Origin of the sequence: Streptomyces sp. NPDC058401 (assembly GCF_042722885.1) — a bacterium.
In the GTDB taxonomy this organism is placed as follows: Bacteria; Actinomycetota; Actinomycetes; order Streptomycetales; family Streptomycetaceae; genus Streptomyces.
In genome coordinates this window covers 1-23792 of record NZ_JBHXKA010000086.1, presented here as the reverse complement: position 1 = coordinate 23792, position 23792 = coordinate 1, and the positions used below count along the sequence as shown (strand labels likewise).

The 23792-nt window shown below is 71.5% G+C and carries 14 protein-coding genes; 10 read left to right on the top strand and 4 right to left on the bottom strand.

Annotated elements, in window-relative coordinates; all coding sequences use genetic code 11:
• Window positions 1-10 precede the first annotated feature (10 nt).
• Complete coding sequence (gene ppgK, locus ACFWNV_RS27060; protein WP_383952029.1) at window positions 11-757, top strand: polyphosphate--glucose phosphotransferase; 747 nt, start codon at window positions 11-13, stop codon at window positions 755-757.
• A gap of 69 nt (window positions 758-826) precedes the next feature.
• Here ppgK and ACFWNV_RS27055 read toward each other — a convergent pair whose 3' ends face one another.
• Window positions 827-1228 carry a DUF6542 domain-containing protein gene (locus tag ACFWNV_RS27055; protein ID WP_383952027.1) on the bottom strand — a complete coding sequence of 134 codons (402 nt, stop codon included), beginning with the start codon at window positions 1226-1228 and terminating at the stop codon, window positions 827-829.
• 251 nt (window positions 1229-1479) lie between these two features.
• Here ACFWNV_RS27055 and ychF point away from each other — a divergent pair, with 251 nt between their 5' ends.
• Both ychF and ACFWNV_RS27045 read left to right on the top strand, forming a co-directional pair.
• Window positions 1480-2568 (top strand): redox-regulated ATPase YchF, encoded by a 1089-nt coding sequence (gene ychF / locus ACFWNV_RS27050; protein ID WP_383952025.1) that lies wholly within the window; start codon window positions 1480-1482, stop codon window positions 2566-2568.
• 127 nt (window positions 2569-2695) lie between these two features.
• The gene (locus ACFWNV_RS27045; protein WP_383952023.1) at window positions 2696-4879 is read left to right on the top strand and encodes a DEAD/DEAH box helicase; all 2184 of its coding nucleotides are present in this window, start codon (window positions 2696-2698) and stop codon (window positions 4877-4879) included.
• Window positions 4880-4897: 18 nt separating this feature from the next.
• Here the strand turns inward: ACFWNV_RS27045 and ACFWNV_RS27040 are convergent, their stop codons facing one another.
• Window positions 4898-5479 carry a Uma2 family endonuclease gene (locus ACFWNV_RS27040; protein WP_383952021.1) on the bottom strand — a complete coding sequence of 194 codons (582 nt, stop codon included), beginning with the start codon at window positions 5477-5479 and terminating at the stop codon, window positions 4898-4900.
• Window positions 5480-5520: 41 nt separating this feature from the next.
• Window positions 5521-7233: a PucR family transcriptional regulator gene (locus tag ACFWNV_RS27035; RefSeq protein WP_383952019.1), complete on the bottom strand. Its 1713-nt coding sequence runs from the start codon at window positions 7231-7233 to the stop codon at window positions 5521-5523.
• 398 nt (window positions 7234-7631) lie between these two features.
• On the opposite strand from ACFWNV_RS27035, the gene ACFWNV_RS27030 reads away from it, so the two are divergent.
• Window positions 7632-10037 carry a xanthine dehydrogenase family protein molybdopterin-binding subunit gene (locus tag ACFWNV_RS27030; protein ID WP_383952017.1) on the top strand — a complete coding sequence of 802 codons (2406 nt, stop codon included), beginning with the start codon at window positions 7632-7634 and terminating at the stop codon, window positions 10035-10037.
• Between the two features lie 24 nt (window positions 10038-10061).
• On the opposite strand, the gene ACFWNV_RS27025 is transcribed toward ACFWNV_RS27030, so the two are convergent.
• A complete protein-coding gene (locus ACFWNV_RS27025; RefSeq protein WP_383952016.1) occupies window positions 10062-13199 on the bottom strand; it encodes a hypothetical protein in 3138 nt (1045 codons plus the stop codon).
• A 242-nt stretch (window positions 13200-13441) separates the two neighbouring features.
• On the opposite strand from ACFWNV_RS27025, the gene ACFWNV_RS27020 reads away from it, so the two are divergent.
• The 6 genes from ACFWNV_RS27020 to ACFWNV_RS26995 all read left to right on the top strand — a co-directional run bounded on the left by ACFWNV_RS27020 (window position 13442) and on the right by ACFWNV_RS26995 (window position 23752).
• Complete coding sequence (locus ACFWNV_RS27020) at window positions 13442-15016, top strand: class I adenylate-forming enzyme family protein (RefSeq protein WP_383952014.1); 1575 nt, start codon at window positions 13442-13444, stop codon at window positions 15014-15016.
• Between the two features lie 261 nt (window positions 15017-15277).
• Window positions 15278-16210: an aromatic prenyltransferase gene (locus ACFWNV_RS27015; protein ID WP_383952012.1), complete on the top strand. Its 933-nt coding sequence runs from the start codon at window positions 15278-15280 to the stop codon at window positions 16208-16210.
• A 125-nt stretch (window positions 16211-16335) separates the two neighbouring features.
• Window positions 16336-18102 (top strand): FAD-dependent monooxygenase, encoded by a 1767-nt coding sequence (locus ACFWNV_RS27010; RefSeq protein ID WP_383952010.1) that lies wholly within the window; start codon window positions 16336-16338, stop codon window positions 18100-18102.
• Window positions 18103-18214: 112 nt separating this feature from the next.
• Window positions 18215-19759 carry an FAD-binding oxidoreductase gene (locus tag ACFWNV_RS27005; RefSeq protein WP_383952008.1) on the top strand — a complete coding sequence of 515 codons (1545 nt, stop codon included), beginning with the start codon at window positions 18215-18217 and terminating at the stop codon, window positions 19757-19759.
• Window positions 19760-19784: 25 nt separating this feature from the next.
• Entirely contained in the window at window positions 19785-21422 is a 1638-nt protein-coding gene (locus tag ACFWNV_RS27000; protein ID WP_383952006.1) for a prenyltransferase/squalene oxidase repeat-containing protein, read from the top strand.
• Window positions 21423-21640: 218 nt separating this feature from the next.
• The gene (locus tag ACFWNV_RS26995; protein WP_383952004.1) at window positions 21641-23752 is read left to right on the top strand and encodes an MMPL family transporter; all 2112 of its coding nucleotides are present in this window, start codon (window positions 21641-21643) and stop codon (window positions 23750-23752) included.
• Window positions 23753-23792 lie beyond the last annotated feature (40 nt).

Genomic DNA, 23792 nt, shown 5'->3' with positions numbered 1-23792 from the left:
CGGTGAGTCCATGGAGATCTTCGGCGTGGACATCGGCGGTTCCGGGATCAAGGGCGCTCCCGTGGACCTGAACCGTGGCGACCTGGCGCAGGAGCGCCACAAGGTGCTGACACCGCAGCCGGCCACCCCCGACGGGGTGGCCGGCTGCGTCGTCGAGGTGGTGCGCCACTTCGACTGGGACGGACCGGTGGGCGTCACCTTCCCCGGGGTGGTCACCGGCGGGGTGACCCGGTCGGCGGCCAACATGGACAAGGCCTGGGTCGGCGTGGACACGGCGGCGCTGCTCTCCTCGAAGCTCGACGGCCGTCCGGTGACGGTCCTGAACGACGCGGACGCGGCCGGGGTCGCGGAGATGGCCTACGGGGCGGGGCGCGGGGTCGACGGCACTGTCATCCTGCTCACGCTGGGCACCGGGATCGGCAGCGCGCTCTTCACGGACGGGCACCTGGTGCCCAACAGCGAGCTGGGCCACCTGGAGCTGAAGGGCCACGACGCGGAGACGCGGGCCTCGGTGAAGGCGAAGGACGACGGGGAGCTGACCTGGGAGCACTGGGCGCGCCGGGTGGGGAAGTACCTGGCGCACGTGGAGATGCTGTTCTCCCCGGACCTGTTCATCATCGGCGGCGGCGTGAGCCGCAAGCCGGAGAAGTTCCTGCCGCTGATCGAGGGCGTCCGGGCCCGGATCGTGCCGGCGGAGCTGCAGAACAACGCGGGCATCGTGGGAGCGGCGATGGCGGCGCGGTCGGCGTCTAAGTAGGGGCCGGAGCCGTCCCCGCCGCCGTCAGGCCGGAGCCGTCCCCGCAGGCCGGAGCCGTCCCCGCCGCCGTCAGGCGACGCGGCGGGGCATCCGCCGGCGGCCGATGAGGACGGCCTTGCGCACCACCGTGATCAGCGCGGCCACCAGCGTGCCGGCGTACAGCCAGCCGGCGTGCAGGGACAGTGCGGACACCAGCCCCATCACCTCGCCGGCGAAGCCGCCGGAGCCGCCCGACACGGGCCACACTCCGGCGGCGAAGGCGATGGGCGCGGTGATCGGCGCGGTGATCAGGTCGGCGGGCCGGACCCACAGGGCGGTGGCGGCCGCGACGGGCAGGAAGAGCAGGCCGTAGACGAACAGCGAGGCGTCGAACAGCAGCCAGTCGAGGCCGCCGATCAGGAACATGGCGGCGCAGGCGAAGAGCCCGCCGCCGAGCCCGGTCAGCCGGGGCCGCGGCAGCCGGCTCCGCACCGCTGCGGGCGCTCGCCGGGGGGACCGCTCGGCAGACCTCTCCGCAGACCGTTCCGCGGACTTCTCCGCAGACCGCTCCGCCGGGTGACGTACCGTACGCGCCTTGTATCGCTCCACCCCCCAAAACTAGGCGGGGAGGCCGCCGATCACGTGCCCGGACACGCGTACACCGGGCCCCCCTCATCGGAAAGTAAACTGTCCGGTGGCCCACTCCGGGCCGCCGCCCCCTCCAGCTACGGGAAGTCGCCAACGTGTCGCTCACGATCGGAATCGTCGGCCTGCCGAATGTCGGCAAGTCGACCCTGTTCAACGCCCTGACCAAGAACGACGTGCTGGCGGCCAACTACCCGTTCGCCACGATCGAGCCGAACGTCGGCGTCGTCGGCGTTCCGGACGCCCGCCTCGGCGTCCTGGCCGGCATCTTCGGTTCCGCCAAGCTCCTCCCGGCGACGGTCGACTTCGTCGACATCGCCGGCATCGTGCGCGGTGCGTCGGAGGGCGAGGGCCTCGGCAACAAGTTCCTCGCGAACATCCGCGAGTCGGACGCGATCTGCCAGGTCATCCGCGCCTTCAAGGACGAGAACGTCGTCCACGTCGACGGCAAGGTCTCGCCGAAGGACGACATCGAGACCATCAACACCGAGCTGATCCTCGCGGACCTCCAGTCCATCGAGAAGGCGGTGCCGCGCCTGACGAAGGAGTCCCGCCTCCAGAAGGAGAAGGTCGCGGTCCTCGCGGCCGTCGAGAAGGCCGTGAAGATCCTCGAAGCGGGCGACACCCTCTTCTCGCACGGCATCACGAAGGGCACGGAGCAGGGCGACCTCCTCCACGAGCTGCACCTCCTCACGGTCAAGCCGTTCCTCTACGTGTTCAACGTGGACGAGGACGAGCTGACGGACGATGCCTTCAAGGCCGAGCAGAGCGCGCTGGTCGCCCCGGCCGAGGCGATCTTCCTGAACGCCAAGCTGGAGGCCGAACTCATCGAGCTCGACGACGACGAGGCCCTCGAACTCCTCCAGTCGGTCGGCCAGGAAGAGCCCGGCATGGCCACCCTCGGCCGCGTCGGCTTCGCCACCCTGGGCCTGCAGACCTACCTGACGGCCGGCCCGAAGGAAACCCGCGCCTGGACCATCAAGCAGGGCGCCACCGCCCCCGAGGCCGCCGGCGTGATCCACACCGACTTCCAGCGCGGCTTCATCAAGGCGGAGATCATCTCCTTCGCGGACCTGGTCGCCTGCGGCTCGGTCGCCGAAGCCCGCTCCAAGGGCAAGGCCCGCATGGAGGGCAAGGACTACGTCATGCAGGACGGCGACGTGGTGGAGTTCCGCTTCAACGTCTGAGCGGACCTGGACAAACGGCCTGACCTGCGAGAAAGCAGGTCAGGCCGTTGTGCTGTCCGCAGTAGTCCGCGGCTCGGCGGCGGCGGTGGCAGTATGCGGCGGACATGGCGAGAGGAGCCGGGGCGGGATGGGGCGCAGTGAGCGGGAGGCGGTCGCCGCGGGAGGGCGGCTGTACGAGGCGGCGCAGGCGGTGGCCGGTGACCACGGGCGGGCTGTCGAGGCGGTTCGGGCGGCGCTGAAGCCGATCTGCGATACGGCGGCGGAACAGGCGCTGGACGCCATCCCGGTGGCCCGGTTGAAGGAGGTCACCGAGGGCCGGCTGAGGCTCGGGGAAGTCGAGAGGAGCGGGCTGCGGTCGATCCGGCAGGTGCTCGATGCCGGTTCCTACCGGTTGCGCCAGATTCCCGGCGTGGGGCAGCGGACCGCCGATCAGGTCATCGCGGCGGCACGTCAGATATCCGATGCCGTTCGGGAGACCATCGCCGTCCACATCGACGTGGATCGGCCGGAGCCGCGAACCACCTCACTCGTCTTGGCCCTGCACGTGCTGGTGGAAGCGGGCCCCGATGCGCGGCGAGCCGTCGACACGGCCGCGGCCCTCTCGGAGCGGCTCGGTCCGCTGCTGGCGGAGGCCAAGCCGGCCGCCGGGCGGCTGCGGATGCTGCTGGTGGGGCAGGCCAAGCGAGCTCAGGCACTGGAGGCCGTTGCAGAGGTCCGCGGGCTGACCGAGGAAGCAGGACGGGGCGGTGTGCCGGAGCTGCTCGCACAGGCCTCGGTGGATCTGCTGCGCGGTACCTCGACCGAGGTCGCGGCCTGGGTCGACTTCGAGCTGCGATCCGCCGAGTACTACAGCCTGCTCGCGGAGATCTCCGGCCGCAGACCCGACACCGCCGCTGCCGAGGGGTTCCTGCCCGACGAAGTCGCCGAGCGGGTCCGCGATCAGATGCTGGACGACACCCACCGACGGGTCTCGCTGCGCGGCTATCAAGCCTTCGGGGCGCGCTTCGCGCTGGCGCAGCGGAAGGTGATCCTCGGCGACGAGATGGGGCTCGGCAAGACCATCCAGGCCATCGCTGCTCTGGCTCATCTCGCCGCCGAGGGGCAGAGCCACTTCATGGTCGTCTGCCCGGCCAGCGTCCTGATCAACTGGACGCGCGAGATCGAGGCCCGTAGCAAGCTGCGAGTGATGCCTCTGCACGGCCCCGAAAGGCAGGAGGCGTTCGCCGACTGGAAGGGCCGGGGCGGCGTAGGGGTGACCACTTTCGACGCCTTGCGCGGTTTCCCGGCCCCCGGAGACGGTGAGCTGGGGATGCTGGTCGTGGACGAGGCGCACTACGTGAAGAATCCGAGTACGCGTCGCTCCCAGGCAGTGACCGCATGGTCCGGGCACTGCGAACGCGTTCTCTTCATGACCGGCACGCCCATGGAGAACCGGGTCGCCGAGTTCCGCAGCCTTGTGCAGATTCTCCAGCCGCACCTGGCAGAGGCCGTCGGCGTCCGTGACGGAGCGGCCGGTTCCAAGGCCTTCCGGAAAGCCGTCGCCCCGGTCTATCTGCGCCGGAACCAGGAGGACGTTCTGACCGAACTGCCCGCGCTCCAGCAGACGGACGAGTGGGAGGAGCTGAGCGCGTCGGACGAGGATGCCTACCGCGAGGCCGTGCGCGCCGGCAACTTCATGGCGATGCGCAGAGCGGCGTACGCGCGCCCCGAGAAGTCGGCCAAGCTGAACCGGCTGTGCGAGATCGTCGAGGACGCCGCCGAGAACGGGCTGAAGGTGGTGGTGTTCTCCAACTTCAGGGATGTCCTGGGAACGGTGAAGGACGCGCTGGACGGTGCGCGGAGCAAGGGCGGCGGTCAGGTGTACGGTCCGCTCTCGGGGAGCGTGGCGCCCGCGCGCCGTCAGCAGCTGGTGGACGAGTTCGCCGCCGTACCGGGTCATGCGGTGCTGGTGGCGCAGATCGAGGCGGCGGGGGTGGGGCTCAACATGCAGGCCGCGTCCGTCGTCATCATCTGTGAGCCCCAGATCAAACCGACCATCGAACACCAGGCGGTGGCGCGGGCCCACCGCATGGGGCAGGTGCGTTCGGTCCGGGTGCACCGGCTGCTCACCACCCGCGGGGTGGACGAGCGGATGGTGGAGATGCTGAAGAACAAGACCCGCCTGTTCGACGCGTACGCACGTCGGAGCGCGGTCGCCGAGTCGACGCCGGACGCGGTCGACGTCTCGGACGTGTCGATGGCCCGCCGGATCGTCGAGGAGGAGCAGGCGCGGCTGGGAGCGGTCCGCGAAGAGTCCGCAGGGCACCCGTAAGCGACCGTCGGGCCGGTCTCAGCTGGTCCGGGGCGGGGTGAGCTTGTCGAGGTCCAGGGCGATCTCGAAGGGGACCGGGCGCTGGAGGGTGCCGCGGAAGATGCCGGCGGCCACGTAGGTCCTGGTGGGCTCGTCGAGCTCGTAGACGTGGACGACGGGGGCCCCGTCCTCGTCCTCGATGCGCCAGTGGTGCGGGATGCCGGCCTCCGCGTACTTGCGGAGCTTTACCGTGCGGTCGCGGTGGGCGGACTCGGGGGAGACGACTTCGATGACGAGCTGGACGTCTTCCGGTGCGAACCAGGTGCGGTCACCGTCGAAGTCGGCCGTCGTCACCAACAGGTCCGGTTCGGGACGGTTGCGCGGGTCGAGCTTGATGGTCATCTCGCGGCCGACTCTGGTGTCGGCGGGCACCTGTTCCATGAGGGCGACCGTGAGGATGGTGACGAGGTGGCCGTGCCACCACCGCTGGGGCGACAGCATGAAGACAAGGGCTCCGTCGATCAGCTCGGTGTGGCGGGGAGCCTCGGGGAGGCGGTCGAGGTCCTCCGCGAACCAGCCTTCCGCGCGCGGAGGGCGCATCCAGTCAGGCAGCGCGGTCATGAGGCAACCCTAGCGATCGAGGGCGCCGAGAGGGGGACTCGTCAGCCGGATTTCAGGGCTGCCAGGAAGTCCAGGCGGGTTTCCAGGCGGGACAGGTCGCGGTGGGTGAGGTGTTCGATGCGGGCGATGCGCCGGCGGAGGGAGTTCACGTGGAGGTGGAGGCGGGCGGCGCAGGCGGTCCAGGAGGCTTCGCAGTCGAGGAAGGTCTCCAAGGTGGCCAGCAGCTCGGTCCGGTGGCGGGCGTCGTGATCGCGCAGGGGGTCCAGGAGGCGGGCGGCGAAGGCCCGGCGGGCTTCGGCCGGAATGAGGGGGAGCAGGGTCAGGATGTGCGAGGTGAGGTCCTCCGGGCCGCGGACCGTCACCCGCTCGGGGGCGGCGTGCGCGATGCGCAGGGCGTTGTGGGCCTGCTCCAGTGAGCGGCGGGCGTTGCGCGGATCGGCCACCGGGGAGCTGACGCCGACGGAGACGCTGTCCGCCGGGCCGAGCCGGCGGGAGAGCGCCTCGGAGAGCCTGCGCTCCAGCGCGGCGTGGTCGAGGGCCGGGTCGGGGCGGCCGTCGGAGGGCTCGGGGACCAGCACGAGGAGGACGGCCCGGTCGCCTTCGACGGTGGCGGCGATGTCCTCCGAGGAGACCGGCACCGGGCCGTCCTCCTGGACCAGGGCCTCCTCCAGGAGGACGCGCAGGGCCGCGGCGGGGACGGGGCGGGCGCCCTGCCACTCGCCGGCGGCGACCACGAACTGGCAGCGCGGCCAGTGGCCGACCCCGCTGACCACGGCCTGCGCGGTGCTGCGCAGCCGGATGGGGATCTCCTCGGCCGGGACGCTGCCGTCGCGCAGCAGGGCGAGGGAGCGGTCGGCCAGGTCGTTGCGCGCCGTCTTGGTCTGCTCGTGGGCGGCGCGGGCGTCGGAGACGAGCTCGACGGTGCGGTCGAGGAGCTCGCGGTCGGGGGCCGGCCAGAGCGAGGTGTCGGACTCCATGACCAGCAGCCAGTCGCCCAGTTCGGAGGAGGAGGGAGCGGCGGGGGAAGAGGAGGAGGGAACGGGTATCGGTACGAGGGAGTAGAGGCGGCTGCCGATCGTGGCCGTGTGGGGGGACGTCCCGCCCGCGCGGCGGGCCGCGAGGTGGCGGGCGGCCAGGGCCGCCGCGGTCTTGGCGTGCAGTGGCGGCCGGGCTCCGGCGATCTGGCGTCCGGTGGCGGACAGGACGCGCACGTCGAGGCCGAGGGCGTGCCGCAGCAGCTCCAGTACGGAGTCGGGTGCGGCCCGGTCGGTGAGGAGCCGGCGGTGGCGTTCGACCAGGGCGGTCAGGTCGGCCAGGCCGGCGAGGCTGCCGGGGTCCCGGCGGTGCAGCCGGCGCAGGACGTGCTCGGTGACCGCGGCGAAGGAGGTCTCCGGCCGTACGGCGATCAGCGGGAGCCCGTGGCGGCGGCAGGCGCGCACGAGGTCGTGCGGGACGAGTCCGTGCTCGACCTCGCCGGCCGCGAGGGCCGTGACGCCCGCCCGGTGCAGGACGCGTACGAACGATTCGGCGTCCCCGTCCTCGCGCCACCAGGCGAGCCCCGTGAGGACGAGCTCGCCGCCGGTGAGGAAGCGGCCGGGGTCGGCCAGGTCGTTGGTCGCGACGGCGGAAACGGTCCGGTCGAGCAAGGCGCCGGGTGAGGAGTCGGGCGAGGCGTCGGGTGTGGATTCCTCATCGTGGCCCACCAGCAGGAGCAGTCCGAGCTCGGTGTCGTCCAGGAGTTCGCGTAGCCGCATGATCGCTACTTTCGCATGGGGTGAGATGTCTTGAGGGTGGATCAGAGCAGCTCACAGACATGTGAGTGGATGAATGCACGCTCGTCCACAGCCGACCGGGAAGCCGGTTCTGAGCGATCGGTGACTGCCTCGCCCCGTGGGGGCCACGGTCTACTTCTGTGCATGCGGCCGACGACTACTTCTGGCCACATGCGAACGAGGAGAGCCGCTCATGGAATTTCTTCACCCCGCCGACCGGGCCGGGACGCGGTGACGGTCGAAGGACCGGCCGTCCGCGCCGCCGGGCAGCGTGTCGCGCACGGGGGTCGCGACACCGGCTGGGCCGCAGACGGGAACCGATACCGGGAGCACCGGGAGCACCGGCAACACCGAGGACTTCAGGAAGAGGCGGTCTGATCATGGCTGGCACCACCACCGGTACCACCACCGGCATCCCCACCGAGGTCACCCAGGCCGCCGCCCGCACCCAGGGCGGCATCGGCGAGTCGACGCTGCGCCCGGACGGCACCCTGAAGGTGACCGGCGAGTTCGCGTACTCCTCGGACATGTGGCACGAGGACATGTTGTGGGGCCAGACGCTCCGCAGCACCGTGGCCCACGCCGAGATCCTGTCCATCGACGTCTCCGAGGCCCTGACCGTGCCCGGGGTCCACGCGGTCATGACGTACGAGGACCTGCCGACCCCGGTGAAGTACTACGGCATGGAGTTCCAGGACACTCCGGTCCTGGCGCACGGCAAGGTCCGCCACCACGGCGAGCCGGTGGCCCTGGTGGCCGCCGACCACCCGGAGACGGCCCGCCGGGCCGCCGCGAAGATCAAGATCGAGTACCGGGAGCTGCCCCTCGTCACCGACGAGGCCTCGGCGACCGCGCCCGACGCCGTGCTCGTCCACGAGAACCGCGAGGACCACCACTCCGCCCACGTCCCGCACCCCAACATCGTGCACCGCCAGCCCATCCTCCGCGGCGACGTGGCGCGGGCCCGCGAGCGCGCCGACGTCATCGTCACCGGCGAGTACGCCTTCGGCATGCAGGACCAGGCCTTCCTCGGCCCCGAGTCCGGACTCGCGGTGCCCTGCGAGGACGGGGGAGTCGACCTGTACGTGGCCACCCAGTGGCTGCACTCGGACCTCAAGCAGATCGCCCCGGTCCTCGGGCTGCCCGAGGAGAAGGTCCGCATGACCATGGCCGGCGTCGGCGGCGCCTTCGGCGGCCGCGAGGACATCTCCATGCAGATCACCGCCGGCGTGCTCGCGCTGCGCACCGGCAAGCCCGTGAAGATGGTCTACAACCGCTTCGAGTCCTTCTTCGGCCACGTCCACCGCCACCCGGCGAAGCTGTACTACGAGCACGGCGCCACCCGCGACGGCAAGCTCACGCACATGAAGTGCAGGATCGTGCTCGACGGCGGGGCCTACGCCTCGTCCACGGCCTCGGTCGTCGGCAACGCGGCCTCCCTCTCGGTCGGCCCGTACGTCATCGACGACGTGGACATCGAGGCGGTCGGCCTCTACACGAACAACCCGCCGTGCGGGGCGATGCGCGGCTTCGGCGCCGTCCAGGCCTGCTTCGCGTACGAGGCCCAGATGGACCGGCTCGCGGCGAAACTCGGCATGGACCCGGTGGAGTTCCGGCAGCTCAACGCCATGGAACAGGGCACGGTCATGCCCACCGGGCAGGTCGTCGAGGGCGCGGCCCCGGTCGCCGAGCTGCTGCGCCGGGTCAAGGCCCGCCCGCTGCCGCCCGAGCGCCAGTGGGAGAGCGCCGACGGCGCGGCCGACGTGCGCGCGCTGCCGGGCGGTCTCTCGAACACCACGCACGGCGAGGGCGTCGTACGGGGCGTCGGCTACGCGGTCGGCATCAAGAACGTCGGCTTCTCCGAGGGTTTCGACGACTACTCCACGGCCAAGGTGCGCCTGGAGGTCATCAACGGCGAGGCCGTCGCCCTGGTCCACACGGCCATGGCCGAGGTCGGCCAGGGCGGGATCACCATCCACGCGCAGATCGCCCGTACCGAGCTCGGGGTCCGGCAGGTCACCATCCACCCGGCCGACACCCAGGTGGGCTCGGCCGGTTCGACCTCGGCGGGCCGCCAGACGTACATGACCGGCGGATCCATCAAGAACTCCTGCGGGCTCGTCCGCGAGAAGGTCCTGGAGATCGGCCGCCGCAAGTTCGGTGACCGGGACGCGGCGTGGACCGGCGGCGGACTCCTCCTGGAGGACGGGAAGGTGGTCACCGAAGGGGGCGAGGTGCTCGCCGCCTTGGCGGACGTCCTGGAGGACGAGGTCGTGGAGATCGAGGCGGAATGGCGCCACCGTCCCACCGAAGCCTTCGACCTGCGGACCGGTCAGGGCAACGGTCACGTCCAGTACTCCTTCGCCGCGCACCGCGCCGTCGTGGAGGTGGACACCGAGCTCGGGCTCGTCAAGGTCGTGGAGCTCGCCACCGCCCAGGACGTGGGCAAGGCCCTCAACCCGCTGTCCGTGGTCGGCCAGATCCAGGGCGGCACCGTCCAGGGCCTGGGCGTGGCGATCATGGAGGAGATCATCGTGGACCCGGAGACCGCGAAGGTGAAGAACCCCTCCTTCACGGACTACCTGCTCCCGACGATCCTCGACGTGCCGACGCTCCCGGTCGACTACCTCGAAATGGGCGACCCGCACTCCCCGTACGGGGTCCGCGGCATCGGCGAGGCCCCGACCCTGTCGTCCACCCCGGCCGTCCTCGCCGCGATCCGCGCGGCGACCGGCCTGGAGCTCAACAGGACCCCGGTCCGCCCGGAACACCTCACCGGGTCCTGACCGACAAGATCCGAAAGAGACGGCCTAGTTGTCGGCGTACCTCTCCCAGGAGGGCCACGGGCCCGGGGCGGAGAGGGGTGACGCGCCCTGGTGGCGCAGACGCGACGAGAAGGAGGTCCGGGGGGTGAGGTCGCTCCAGCTCCAGGGACCGGCGGGAGTGCCGTCGGTCTCCAGGCCGTACGCACGCCACGTGCGGGCGACGGCGACCGCAGGGGCAGGGGCAGGGGCCGCGTCGGTGGAGCCGACTGCCGGTGGGGCCGCTCCTTCGAGAAGGCGGGCGGTCCCGCTTTCGCCCGCGCCGCGCAGCTGGTTCAGCAGGTCGTGGCGGGTCACGGCGGCCGAGAGCGCCGGGTGCCCGGAAGCCCGCTCGATCAGCGCGTGGGCGTGCGCGTCCAGGTCCAGCGACCGGAACGTCCGGAGCAGACCGAGGAACGAAGCGACGGCACGCGGATCGGCGTCGGCGATCGCGCGGCGGGCCAGCCGGTCGAGCGGCCCCGCCTGGTGGTGCCGGTGCAGGGAGCGGGCCAGGAAGCCCAGAGCGGCCGTCCTGGTGAGCGGGGCCTCCTCGGCGGCCCGCCGGGCGAAGCGCGCCAGGTCCTGCGCGGCACCGAACTGCGCGATCAGGTCGAGGAAGCAGGAGGCGTACTCGGCATCGTCGGGCTCGACGTACGGCAGGCTGTTCACGATCAGACGGTGTACCAGCTCCTTCCTGCCGAGGGACCGCAAGGACCACAGGAGCAGGACCGTCGCGGTGACGGGGCCGGCCACCACCGCTGCTACCGGATCCCTGGCCAACAGCGCGTCGACCGCCTCGCCGAGCCCGGCGTACCCCAGCTCGTCCAGCAGCCAGCCCACGGCCTCGGGATCCTCCAGTTCGGCTACGGGGACCGCCCGCTCGGCCAGGCGGCGGCACGCGGAGTACATGTCGAGGCAGCGCAGCTCGTACAGGAGGGAAGCGACGGCCGCGGTGTCGTCGGGCTCCGCCGTGTCGACGAGCCGGTCGGCGAACCGCAGCGCGGCCCGCTCCTGGCCGGCTTCCCGGAACTCCTGCAGGAGGCCCAGAGCGGACCGGAGGTCGGCCGGGTCGGTACGGTCCGCCGCTTCCAGCGACAGGGACTCCAGATCCGCGGGGCGGTGCGCGCACACGCGCAGGGCCCGGAGGACCACGTGGTTCGCCCAGGCGGTTCCGGGCACCGCACCACGGGAGAGGATCCGGTCCGCCAGACGCGCCGCGGGGACGGGGCAACCGGAATCGAGCAGGTGGGTGAGCAGCTGGAGGACGCCGATCTCGTCCGACAGGCTGACGTGCGCCTCCGGGGAGAGGGCCAGCAGCATGTCCCCGTGCCCGAGTTCATCCAGCAATCCGAGCAGCTCGCGGACCTCGTCGGCGTCGGTGAGATCCGTGCGGGCGACCACCCGGGCCGCGAGACGGGCCGTGACCTGCGGACCTTCGGTACGCAGCTCCCACAGTCGGGCCATCGCGCCCGAGGCCGAGCCGAGTCCGACGTGATCCGCCATCCAGAGAGCCATGGCGTGCCTGTCTCCCGCTTCCTGGGGAGTGATCAGCACGAGGTTCTTCCAGGCCTCGGGGTACCCGGCCACGGCGGCCCGGCGCAGCAGCAACACGGCCTGCTTCAGGAAGTCCCGCCGCTGCGCCTCCATCGAGAGGCGGTTGAGCGCGTACGCATCGGTCGTGCAGTCGGTCAGAACGCGCCACAGGGCGGGTGTCGGGTCGGGCAGCTCCTGTGTCGCGAGGAGGCTCTGATGGAGGTAGTCGGCCGGTTCGTACGCGGCCGGGCCGCCGGAGGTGGCCCGGACGGCGACCAGCGCGGTGAGCGAGTTCCGGATGTCGGTACGGATCCCGTCGCGCCGCACTCCGGTGGCGAGGGCGGCCAGGGCGGCCCGGGCCCAGTCGGCCTCCGCCGGCCTGAGGCGGGAGGAGAGGTCCGCGTCGGCGGCGCGGGTCAGCAGATCCTCCGACAGGGGTGGGTGGTGCCCGAGCTGTCGGGCGGTCACGGCGGCGGTGACCAGGGCGTGCTCGGCGGGGGTGAAGTGGGCTCCGGGCCCCATGCGGTAGGCGGCGAGCAGCCGGGGTCCACCGCTGAGGTGCTGGACCACCCGCCCGTCGGCGGCGCCGGCCCGTAGGGCGGGCGCCATGCGGGGGTCGCGGCTGGACTCGGCGAGGCGTTCCCAGTGCGAGCGCTCGGCCGGTGTCAGCTCGACCGGGACCTGGATCCGGTGGGTGACCGGGGATTCCAGGAGGGCGCGCACATGGCTGTGCGGATCCGCCTGCAACGCCGGCCGGATCAGGTCGTCCCAGTACGGGTTCGTCCACAGGGTGGCGACGGCCACGATGCCGGTGCTCGTCATCAGCAGTTCGCGCAGGGCGGCGGCGGCCTCCTCGGAGCGATCGCCGTAGAGGAAGCGCTGGGCCTCGTTGAGCCAGAGCACCGTGCCGGGCCCGATGCGCCCGGCGGCCAGGAGGTCTGCCAGTGCGGCGGCGTCGGCTGGCCGCCAGAGGGGGCGGGAAGGGGCCAGTTGGTGCAGGGCCTCGAAGAGGGCACGGGTCTTGCCCGTCGAGGAGTGGCCGGTGAGGACGGCCAGCGTCGATGTGGCGCCGTCCAGCGCCGGTCCCAGCAGGCGGCTCAGCTCCTCGTCGTGCGGGCGCGGGACGTAGGGGGTGAGGGCCGGGTGCGCCGGGAAGGCGGCTTCTGCTGCCCCCGTCGTCGTATCCGTGTCGGCGGATCCGGTGTCGCCGGGTCCGGTGTCGGTCGGCAGGAACGGAGCCTCCTGTACCTCGAGCAGCCCCGGGCTCGCCGCGTCCACCGTGCCGGGCCGGGCGGAGGGCGGCAGGGGTGTCGGCGGCGGGGGAGCGTCGGGCGGGATCCGGGTACCTTGCCAGAGCTCGCGGAGCCGCAGGCGGCCCTGGTCCGCGCCCAGAACCTGGGCGATGGTTCTGACCGTACGCCAACTGGGCGGCGGGTTACCGGGGTTCAGTGCCCGACTGATCGTGGTGGGGCCCAAAGGGGTGCCGGCGACGGTGCTGCGCGCGACGATGTCCTTGCGGGTCAGCCCCCTGCGGTCCATGGCGTCGCGCAACTGCTCGCGTAACGCGGCCAGGGCCGCTTCCGGCCCCTCGGCGTCACCGTCACCACCCGCCATGCGCCCTCCCCGGCTGTTCGGTGCTGTTCATTCTCGTGAGCACGAGCCCCGGTGTACGGCCGATCGGTGAATCTCTCGTGACCGGAGTCGGCCGCGCGAACCGCGGGAGGCCAAGTGGCGGCCAACTCCGGGGTCAGTTCCGACCAAGTCGTGGCGCGGATGCTGGAGTTCCGAAGTGTCGGTACGCAGACCGCCGTTGTCCAGTGAGTGCCGGGAGCGACGCGGGTCTGGACGGAGGTCTCATGAGGCGGAATTCGATACACAAGCAAGGTCTCTATCTGGGGTCCGTGCCGGAACGGGCGGCGGCCGGCGGGCGCGGTTCGACGCCGCTGATCCTCGATCACGATCTCGACGTCCTTCCCGAGGCCGGCCGGCACCTGACGGTGGCCGGACTCGCCGGGTACGTGGAGGACCTCGCGGGCCGGATCTCGGCCGCCGGGGTGAAGGCCGGCCAGCACGTCGTGGTGCACAAGGCGGCCAACTTCGACGTCTGGCTGCTGGCCACCGCGGTGGCGCGCACGGGCGCCGTCCCCGTCATGCTGTCGCACACGCTGGACGGCCCGACCCTCGCCGCGCTCATGGAGCGGCTCGACCGGCCGCACCTGCTCACGGACGGGCCCAAGCTGGAGGCGCTGGCCGGTCTGCCGCTCGCCGAGCTGACCCGCGGGGTGATCAGCGTGGGCGCATCCGCCCCCGGAGTCGTGTCCCTCGGCGAGTTCGCCGGGTCCCCGGGGGTGCGGCCCCGGCTGCAGGGACTCGACGAGCCGGCGATGATCACGCACACGTCCGGTACCACCGGGATACCCAAGCTGGTGGTGCACACCCCGCGGACGATGCGCGCCCGGCTGCGGCCGCAGCTGGTCCTGCTGGCCCTGATGCGCAAGCGGGAGACGGTCGCGATCCACATCGCCTTCGGCCATTCCCGGATGTTCGCCGCGATGGCCCTGTGCCTGACCAAGGGCATGCCGGTGCTGCTGGTCAACCGCGGCGCCCCCGAGGACGTGGCCGAGTTCTTCGTCGAGCACCGGCCCGGGCTGATCGAGGCGCTCCCCAACTCCTTCCTGGCGTGGGAGAACCTCGCCGACGATCCGCGCAAGCCCTTCGCCTCGGTGAAGTACTTCAGCAGCACCTTCGACGCGATCCACCCGAGGACGGTCCGCCGGCTCCTCGGGGCCTCCGGGCGCAGGGCGCAGTTCTTCCAGATCTACGGGCAGAGCGAGGTCGGCCCGGCCGTCGGCCGCCCGTACTACCGCTGGTCCGCGCACCGGATGGACGGACGCTGCGTGGGCTACCCGCTGCCGGGCAGTGCGCGCGTGCGGCTGGTGAGCCAGAACGGCAAGCGGCCCTCCGCGCAGAACCCCGGTCTCATCGACGCCCGTTGGGACGGCATAGCCAAGACGTACCACGGTGAGCAGGAGCGCTACGACGCCAACGTGCACGACGGCTGGTGGCGCACCGGGGACGTCGGCTACCGCAGCAAGTTCGGCTGCCTGCACATGCTCGACCGGGAGATCGACATGATCCCCGGGGTGGGCAGCAGCCTGGAGATCGAGGACCTCGTGCTGGACCGGCTGGAGGAACTGGTCGAACTCGTCGTGGTGTTGGGCCCCGATTCCCGGGGCGTGCCGATCGTCTGCACCCACGGGGACGAGCCGCTCGACCGGGACCGCTGGCGCACGGCCGTCGCCGCCTACCCCCAGCTGGCCGATCCGATCCAGATCCCGCTGGCCGAACTGCCCCGTACGGCCACCATGAAGACGCGCCGGGTGGAGCTGTCCCGGCGGCTGGAGGAGAAGCTCCTGCAGCAGCAGGGCTGAGCCGGCCGCGGGCCCGCGGCCGCGGGCCGCGGGCCGCGGGCCGCGAAGCGCCGTACCTCCGCACACCGCACACCGCACACCACGCTCCCGGCGGACCGGTTCTCGAAGGAGAGCCGCTGGTCCGCCGGGTGCTCGGCGTGCCCCGGCGCGGGAGCGCCCGGCCCGCCGATCCCCGCCAAGTCGGGCGCAAGTCGCGGAACAGTGGACGGCAAGATCGGTGTCCGAGTCTTGCCCACATGAAGCGTCAAGATGATGACAGTCATGAGTGAGGCGGCCGGGAGCACCGAGGAAAGCCCGGTGCAGGTGCTGTACGCGGCCATCGAGGAAGCGGCCGGCCTGCTGGACGTGGAGTGCGCGCGGGACAAGGTCCTGCCCATCCTGGACATGTACGGCGATGACCTCGCGCAGGCCGTGGTCGCGTTCCGGCTCGGGACGGGCCAGAAGCACGAGGGCGAGCTGGACTGCCGGTTCACGACCCCGCTGGACGTGGACCCGTACGAACTGGCCGTGGAACACGGTCTGACCCCGCCGACGGACCACCCCGTCGGCGCGCTGCTCTCGGACATCCGGGACGCCTGCCCGATCGACAGCTACGGAATCGACTTCGGTGTCGTCCGCGGTTTCAAGAAGATCTGGCTGGTCTTCCCCCGGAACGACCTCCAGGCGATAGCGAAGCTCGCCGCCATTGCGTCGATGCCGGCCGGCCTCGGAAAGAGCATCGAGTTCTTCGACCGGTACGGCATGGGCGACACGGTCGGCCTGCTCGGGATCGACTACCGGAACAAGACCGTCAACGTGTACTTCGGCGAGCCCCCCGCGGGCGGCTTCGCACCGGACGCCGTGCGCTCGATGCTCGGCGAGGTCGAGCAGGCGGAGCCGACCGAGCAGATGCTCGCGCTCGGCCGGCAGGCCTTCGGCATCTACGTGACCCTGAACTGGGATTCCCCGCAGGTGGAGCGGATCTGCTTCGCCGTGGCGACCGAGGATCCGACCTCGCTGTCCGTCCCGCTCGACCCGAAGGTCGAGCGGTTCGTGAAGCACGTGCTGGCCGCGGATCCCGCCACGAAGTTCGTCTACGCCGTCGCCTCCCAGCCCGACGGCGAGTACTACAAACTCCAGTCCTATTACCGGTGGCAGCCCGGAGTGCTCGACATCATGCAATTGGAAGACGGGGCGCTGGAAAGCCCGGTTTAACGCTCCATTCCGGTTTGGCGAGCCCTGGTTTAGCGAGCCCTGTTTAGCGACCCGGTTCAGCGACCCTCCCTCACCCGCGCATTGCTCAATTCCGGCTGTCATTTCCTGGAAGGACGAAGACGAACATGGGAACCATCGAAGTTCCGGTCCTGATCGTGGGCGGAGGCGGGACCGGCCTGTCGGCCTCCGCGTTCCTGTCCGACCACGGGGTCGGCCACGTGCTGGTGGAGCGCCGCGCGGACACCTCGCGGCTGCCGAAGGCGCACTACATCAACCAGCGCACGATGGAGGTCTTCCGCCAGCACGGTCTGGACGCGGAAGTGCTCGAACAGGGCGCGCCGCTGGAGAAGTTCGGCAAGGTCCGCTACCAGACCACGCTGACCGGCGCGGGTCCGCTGGACAAGCGCCTCATCCACGAGATGGACGGCTTCGGCGGCGGCGAGCTCAGCGAGACGTACGCGGCGGCCGGGCCCGCCCTGCCGGCGAAGCTGCCGCAGGTGCGGCTGGAGCCGATCCTGCGCGAGCACGCCGAGCGCCGCAATCCCGGACGCGTCCTGTTCGGCCACGAGCTGACCTCGATCTCCGAGGAGGGCGACCGGGTGACCGCCGAGGTCCGCGACCTCGCGACCGGCGAGCTCACCACGGTCGTCGCCCAGTACGCCATCGCCGCGGACGGCGGCCGTACGGTCGGCGCCGCCCTCGGCGTGACCATGCAGGGCCTGCCCTCCCTGTTCGACGCCACGACGGTCTACTTCTCCGCCGACCTGTCGGAGGTGTGGAACGAGGGCTCGCTCATCACCTGGTTCCTCAACCCCTACCGCCAGGACCTCTCCAGCGCCCTCATCGAGATGGGTCCGACCTGGGGGAAGAACTGCGAGGAATGGGGCCTGCACCTCTCCCTCGTCGGCGTGGACCGCACCGACCCCGAGGCGGTGACCGCCCGGATCCGCGAGGTCCTCGGCCTGCCCGGGCTGGAGGTGACCCTGCACGACGTCACGAGCTGGACCGTGGAGGCGGTGCTCGCCGAGCACTACCGCTACGGACGGGTCTTCCTCGCCGGTGACGCCGCGCACCGCCAGCCGCCCGCCGTCGGCCTCGGCCTGAACACCGGCATCCAGGACGCGCACAACCTCGCCTGGAAGCTGGCGGCGGTCGTCTCCGGCACCGCGCCCGACAGCCTGCTCGACACCTACGAGGCGGAGCGCAAGCCGGTCGGCCAGTTCAACCTGGGCTGGGCCATGTCCGCGGCCTCCCACCACCAGGTCGTCATCGACGGGGCCATCGGCCTCGGCCAGCACATCCCGCCGGAGCGCCGTACGCCGGTGTTCTTCGGCTACTTCGCCCCGACCCCGGTCGGCGCGGCCCAGCGGCAGCGGGCCGCGGAGATCTTCGCGACCCACCGCGGCGAATGCCAGGCCCACGACGTGGAGATCGGCTTCGCCTACGAGGCGGGCGCCGTCGTCCCCGACGGCAGCCGGCCGCCGGCCCGCGCGGCGCTGGGCGACGTGTACGAGCCCACCACCCGCCCGGGACACCGGCTGCCCCACGCGTGGATCGAGCAGGACGGCCGCCGGCTGTCCACGCACGACCTGACCGGTGCCCGGACCGGCTTCGTCCTGATCACCGGCCCCGAGGGGACGGCGTGGTCCGAGGCGGCCGCCCGGGCGTCGGAGACGTTCTCCGTCCCGGTCGTCCTGGCGGCCATCGGCGAAGGCGCGGAGTACGCCGACGTCGACGGTGCGTGGGAGGCGGTCCGCCAGACGGCCGCCGACGGCGCCGTACTGGTCCGGCCCGACAACCACGTCGCCTGGCGCAGCACGGGCGGCGAGGAGGACCCGGCAGCGGCCCTGGCCGCCGCGCTCGCGCAGGTCCTGGAGCGGAAGGCCCCGTAGGCGCAGGGCCCCGTACGAGCAGCAGGGAGGGCGCGGTCAGCGCCCTCCCGAGTGCCCCGGCACTCACCCATCCGGTACGCACGATCTCCTGGCAGAAGAGGCAGCGCAGCACATGATCGATCGTAGAAAGTTCCTTGTCGGCGCCGGTGGAGCCGCCCTCGCAGCGACCGGCGCGGCCGCCGTGTTCCCCGCTTCCGCCTCCGCCTCCGTGAGCTCCCGGACGCGGTCCGGCATCCGGTGGGGCCGGCTGGACGAGCGGCTCAGCGGACACCTGGTGCTGCCGTCCGACGCGGACTACCAGCGTGCGAAGCAGCTCTACCAGGTCCAGTTCGACGCGACCAACCCCCGCGCGGTGGCCTACTGCAAGACCCCCTCCGACGTGGCGAAGTGCCTGACCTTCGCCCAGAACCACGACATCGAGGTCGCGGCCCGCAGCGGCGGCCACAGCGCCGCCGGCTACTCCACGACCCAGGGCCTCGTCATCGACGTGTCCGGGCTCAACGAAGTCACCCTCGGGGCCGGCAACGGCACCGCGCGGATCGGACCCGGCGCGCAGCTCGTCGACATCGCGAACACCCTCGCGCCGGCCGGGCTGGGCATATCCGGCGGCTACTGCCCGACCGTCGCCGCGGGCGGGTTCCTCCAGGGCGGCGGCATGGGCCTGTTCACCCGGTACATCGGCATGGCCTCGGACAAGGTGACCGCGGCGAAGGTGGTCCTCGCCGACGGCCGCATCGTGACCGCCTCGGCGGACCAGCACCGGGACCTCTTCTGGGCCCTGCGCGGCGGTGGCGGCGGCAACTTCGGCATCGTGACCTCCTACGACGTCACCCCCTCGCCCCTCACCAACGTGGCGGCCATCAATATCGCCTGGCCCTACGCCCAGGCGCTGGAGATGCTCGACGGCTGGGCGAAGTGGCTGGTCGACGCCCCGCACTCGATCGGCAGCGGCATGAACGTCACGCTCACCGACGCCGCTCCCGGCACCGTCCCGACCGCGTCGATCTTCCTCGGCTCGGTGGACACCGGTCCCGCCTTCGACGCGGAGATCGCCCGCCTCCTCTCCATCGTCGGCAAGCCGCCGGTGTTCCAGCAGAAGTTCACCGCCCCGTACAAGAACGTCATGATGCAGCTCTACCGCTGCGCCGAGCTCACCGTCGACGAGTGCCACCGCGACGACACCAGCCCCGGCGGCAAGGTCCCGCGCGCCGCGTTCGGCGCCTGGCGCAGCCGTCTGTTCAAGCAGACGATGCCGCGCGAGGGCTGGGCGAAGGCCCTGGCGGCCTTCGAGGGCGACCGGATGCCCGGCCAGATGCGCCAGCTGCAGATCTCCGCCCTGGGCGGCCAGGCCAACACGGTGGCGCGCACCGCCACCGCCTACGTGCACCGCGACTCCCTCTTCTCGGTCAGCTTCCTCACCGCGAACGCCGTCGCGCCCGTCGCCGACGAGGCCAAGGCCTCGGCGAACCGCTGGGTCGACGCGGGCTTCGCCGCCATCGACCCCTACTCGAACGGCGAGACCTACCAGAACTTCATCGACGCGCGGCTGCCCGACTGGGAGCGCTCGTACTACGCCGAGAACTACCAGCGGCTGCGCACGGTCAAGGCCAAGTACGACCCGTACAAGTTCTTCCGGTTCGCCCAGAGCGTCCGCTGACCGGCCGTCGAGACAGGAGCCTGCCTTGTACATAGCCGATCTGGAGTACGCGGCCCCGATGCCGTGGCCCGCCGACATCGACCCCGACCACGTGCGCGAGGCCACGGACCGGCTCATCGCCCACGTCGCCGGCCGGGTCGACGCCGACGGCGCACTGCGCGAGGAGTGCCAGAGCCGGGTGCTGGAATCGGCGCTCGCCCTGGCGCTGATGACGCGCACCGGTACCGACTCGCCCGCCCGGGAACGCCTGCTCGGCTTCCTCCGGGCACACCAGGACACCCCGGACAAGCTCGAACGCGTCCTCGCGGCGCTCGCCGTCGCGCGGGCCACCGGCCGGACCTCCGCCGGTGACACCGAGCTCGTCACCCAGCTGACCGAGGGCGTGCTCGGCGACGCCCCCGGATTCATCTCCGCCCGCCGCCGCATGATGGTGTGCGCGGTACTGTCCGTGCTCGGCTGCCCGCTGCCGCCCGAGGTACTGGCCGCGGTCGCCGACGAGGTCCCCTCCGACCCCCTGCACTCCTGGGCCGCCGTGCAACAGGCCTCCGTGACCCTGATCCTCGCCGCCGCCGCGGGGGTGGAGAACGAGGTCACCGCCGCCGCGCTGGAAACCCTGGCCGCCACCCGTCCCGCGACGACGGTGTGGGAGGGCTACGCCCTGATGCACCTGCTGGTGCTGCACGGGCTCGCCGGATTCCCGGGGAACGAGGAGACCGTGCGCGGCGGCCTGCGGACGCTGCTGCGCCACCAGCGCGCCGACGGCGGCTTCCCGTTCGTCCTGGAGATGCACAACTGGTGCACCTCGACCGCCGGAACGGCCCTCGTCGCGGCGGGCGCCCCGACGGAACTGCTGCGCCGGATGGCGGGGATGCTCGTCGACCACCAGGGCGGCGCCCCGACCCGCTCGCTCTCCCGGGGGGCGACGCTCACCGACGGCTGGTCGATGTCGGAGATCGTCGCGCAGAACGACGTGGACGACACCTCGTGCGCCCTGGAGTTCCTCCAGGCCATCGACCCGGTCGCCTACGAGGACTCCGTGCGCCGCGGGGTGGCGGGGCTGCTGGCGGTCCAGGGCGCCGACGGCGGGTTCCCCACGTACGTCGCCGGGGCCTCCTCCGAACCCTGTATGACGGCCGCGGCCGTCTGCGGGCTCGCCCCGCACCCCGACACGCTGCCCGCCCGGCGGCGCGCCCTGACCTTCCTCACCGAGAGCCAGCTCGACGACGGCGGTTTCGAGCCGGGCTGGAGCCGCAGCCGGCTGCACACGATCTTCCGTGCACGCCTCGCCGCGTGCACCGCGGGCCCCGAGGACCACCACGTGGCCCGCATGGCCGAGCGGATCGAGCGCACGGTGCTCGAGACGCAGAACGAGGACGGCGGCTGGGGGATGCAGCCGGGCGACCCGAGCGACGACATCAGTACCGCTTACGGGCTCATCACGCTGTGCTACGGGACCGACCACCGGCCCGTCGGGCGCGCACTGTCCTGGCTGCTCGCGCACCAGAACGCGGACGGCGGCTACGGCGGGCCGCCCGACATGGTCGGCCCGCGCCCCTTCCCGTACAGCTTTCCCATCCTGACCGACGCCCCCGTGCTGCTCGCCTTCGGTCACGTCCGCTCCCGGATCTGGGATATGGCGGCCGTGCTCCAGGGGGCGAACTGAGGTCAGGGGCCGCATTGTTCGTGCCGCGTTTGAGGAATCGCCCACTCATAGTCACCGCGGCCGCCGGAACACCGAAGGGAGGAGGGGGTCTTGGACCTCCTCCTCCCTTCGTGCGGGGTCAACGTGCCCTAGCCTCAAGCCTGTTAACGACTCAAGAGCACCATCGCGACGCTGTTTGCCCTTCGACTTACCCTTCGACGGAAGACCGAGGAATTCACATGATGCGCAAGATAGCGGCCCTGCCCAGTGGAAGGCTGGGAAAATGGGTCGTCATCGCACTCTGGGCGGCCCTGCTCGTTCCGGCCCTGATGCTGGCCGGAAAGCTCGGTGACGTCGAAGAGAACGACAATTCGGCCTGGCTGCCCGGGAACGCGGAGTCGACCGCCGTCGTGGAGCGGGCCGAGAAGTTCATGTCCGCCGACACCCTGCCCGCGGTCGTGATCTACGACCGGTCCGCCGGGGTCACCGACGCCGACCTGGCCAAGGCCACGGCCGACGTCGAGGCCTTCAAGGGCATCGCGAACATCGTGGGCCCGGCCCAGGGGCCGGTGAAGTCCGAGGACGGCAAGGCCATCCAGACGGTGGTCCAGGTCAAGAAGGACAAGTCGGGCTGGGAGGGCATCGGCACCGTCGTCGACGCGATGACCGAGGTCGGCAAGAAGAACGCCGACGGCCTCGGCTTCCACGTCGCGGGCCCGGGCGGGTACGCCGCCGACTCGATCAAGGCGTTCAGCGGCGGCGGGGCCCTGACCACGATCACCGCGCTCGTGGTGGTCGCGATCCTGCTGCTGACGTACCGGAGCCCACTGCTGCCACTGCTGCCGTTGCTGACCGTGGGCGTCGCCCTGGTCACCTCGGAGGCGGTGATCTACGTCCTGGCGAAGAACGCCGGCCTCGTCGTCAACAAGCAGACCAGCTTCATCCTCACCGTCCTGGTGTTCGGCGCCGCCACCGACTACGCGCTCCTCCTCATCTCCCGTTACCGGGAAGAGCTGTTGAAACACGAGGACCGGCACGACGCGATGGCGGAGGCCCTGTACCGCTCCAGCCCCGCGATCATCGCCAGCGCCGCGACCGTCGCGGTCAGCCTGATGCTGCTGATGCTGGCCACCCTCAACTCCACCCAGGGCCTCGGCCCGGCCTGTGCGGTCGGCGTCCTCGTCGGCCTGCTCGCCATGATCACCCTGATGCCGGCCCTGCTCGTGGCCTGCGGCCGCTGGATCTTCTGGCCGGTGAAGCCCACCTACGGAGCGCCCGCCAATGCCGAGAGCGGCATCTGGGCCCGGGTCGGCACCGCCGTCTCCGGCCGGCCGCGGCTCGTGTGGATCGGTACCGCCCTCGCACTCGCCGTCATGGCGCTGGGCGTACTCGGCCTCAAGGCCGACGGGCTCGCCAACAAGGACCAGTTCACCAACACCCCGCAGATGGCCGTCGGCGAGAAGATCCAGTCGGAGCACTTCCCGGCCGGATCCGGCGACCCCATCTTCGTCGTCAGCAAGGCCGCCTCGGCGGAAGAGGTACGGACCGCACTGCTCGGCGTCCCCGGCATCGTGAGCGTCACGCCCCCGACGGCCAAGGACGGCGAGGCCGTCATGCTCGGGGAGCTCAAGGACGACCCCAGCAGCACGACCGCGATGAGCACCGTCAAGAAGGCCAGGGACGCGGTCCACGCGATCAACGGAGCCGACGCCCAGGTCGGCGGCAGCTCGGCGGTCATGCTCGACACGCAGACGGCCGCCGCCCGCGACTCCAAGGTGATCATCCCGATCGTCCTGATCGTGGTGCTGCTGATCCTCATGCTGCTGCTGCGCTCGGTCGTCGCACCGGTGCTCCTCATGGGCACCGTGGTGCTGTCCTTCGGCGCGGCCATCGGTGTGAGCAGCCTGGTGTTCAACCACGTCTTCGGTTTCGCCGGCGCGGAGGCCTCCTTCCCGCTCCTGACGTTCGTCTTCCTGGTCGCACTCGGCATCGACTACAACATCTTCCTCGTCACCCGCGTGCGCGAGGTGTCCGCGGAACAGGGCACCCGGCGCGGCGCACTGCTGGGCCTGTCCACCACCGGCGGTGTGATCACCTCGGCCGGTCTGGTACTGGCCGGCACCTTCGGGGCGATGGCCTCGCTGCCGCTGGTGTTCGCCGCCGAGCTGGGCTTCGCGGTGGCGTTCGGCGTCCTGCTGGACACCATGATCGTCCGCTCGGTGCTGGTCACCGCGCTGACCCTGGACGTGGGCCGCTGGATGTGGTGGCCCAGCAAGCTGTTCCTGCGCGAGGACGACCCCGAGCCCAGGGTGCAGACCCCGGACCTGGAGCCCGCTCTCGGCGGGAAGTGACGACACCGCTCCGCACGCACGCACACGCACACCGCGAAGG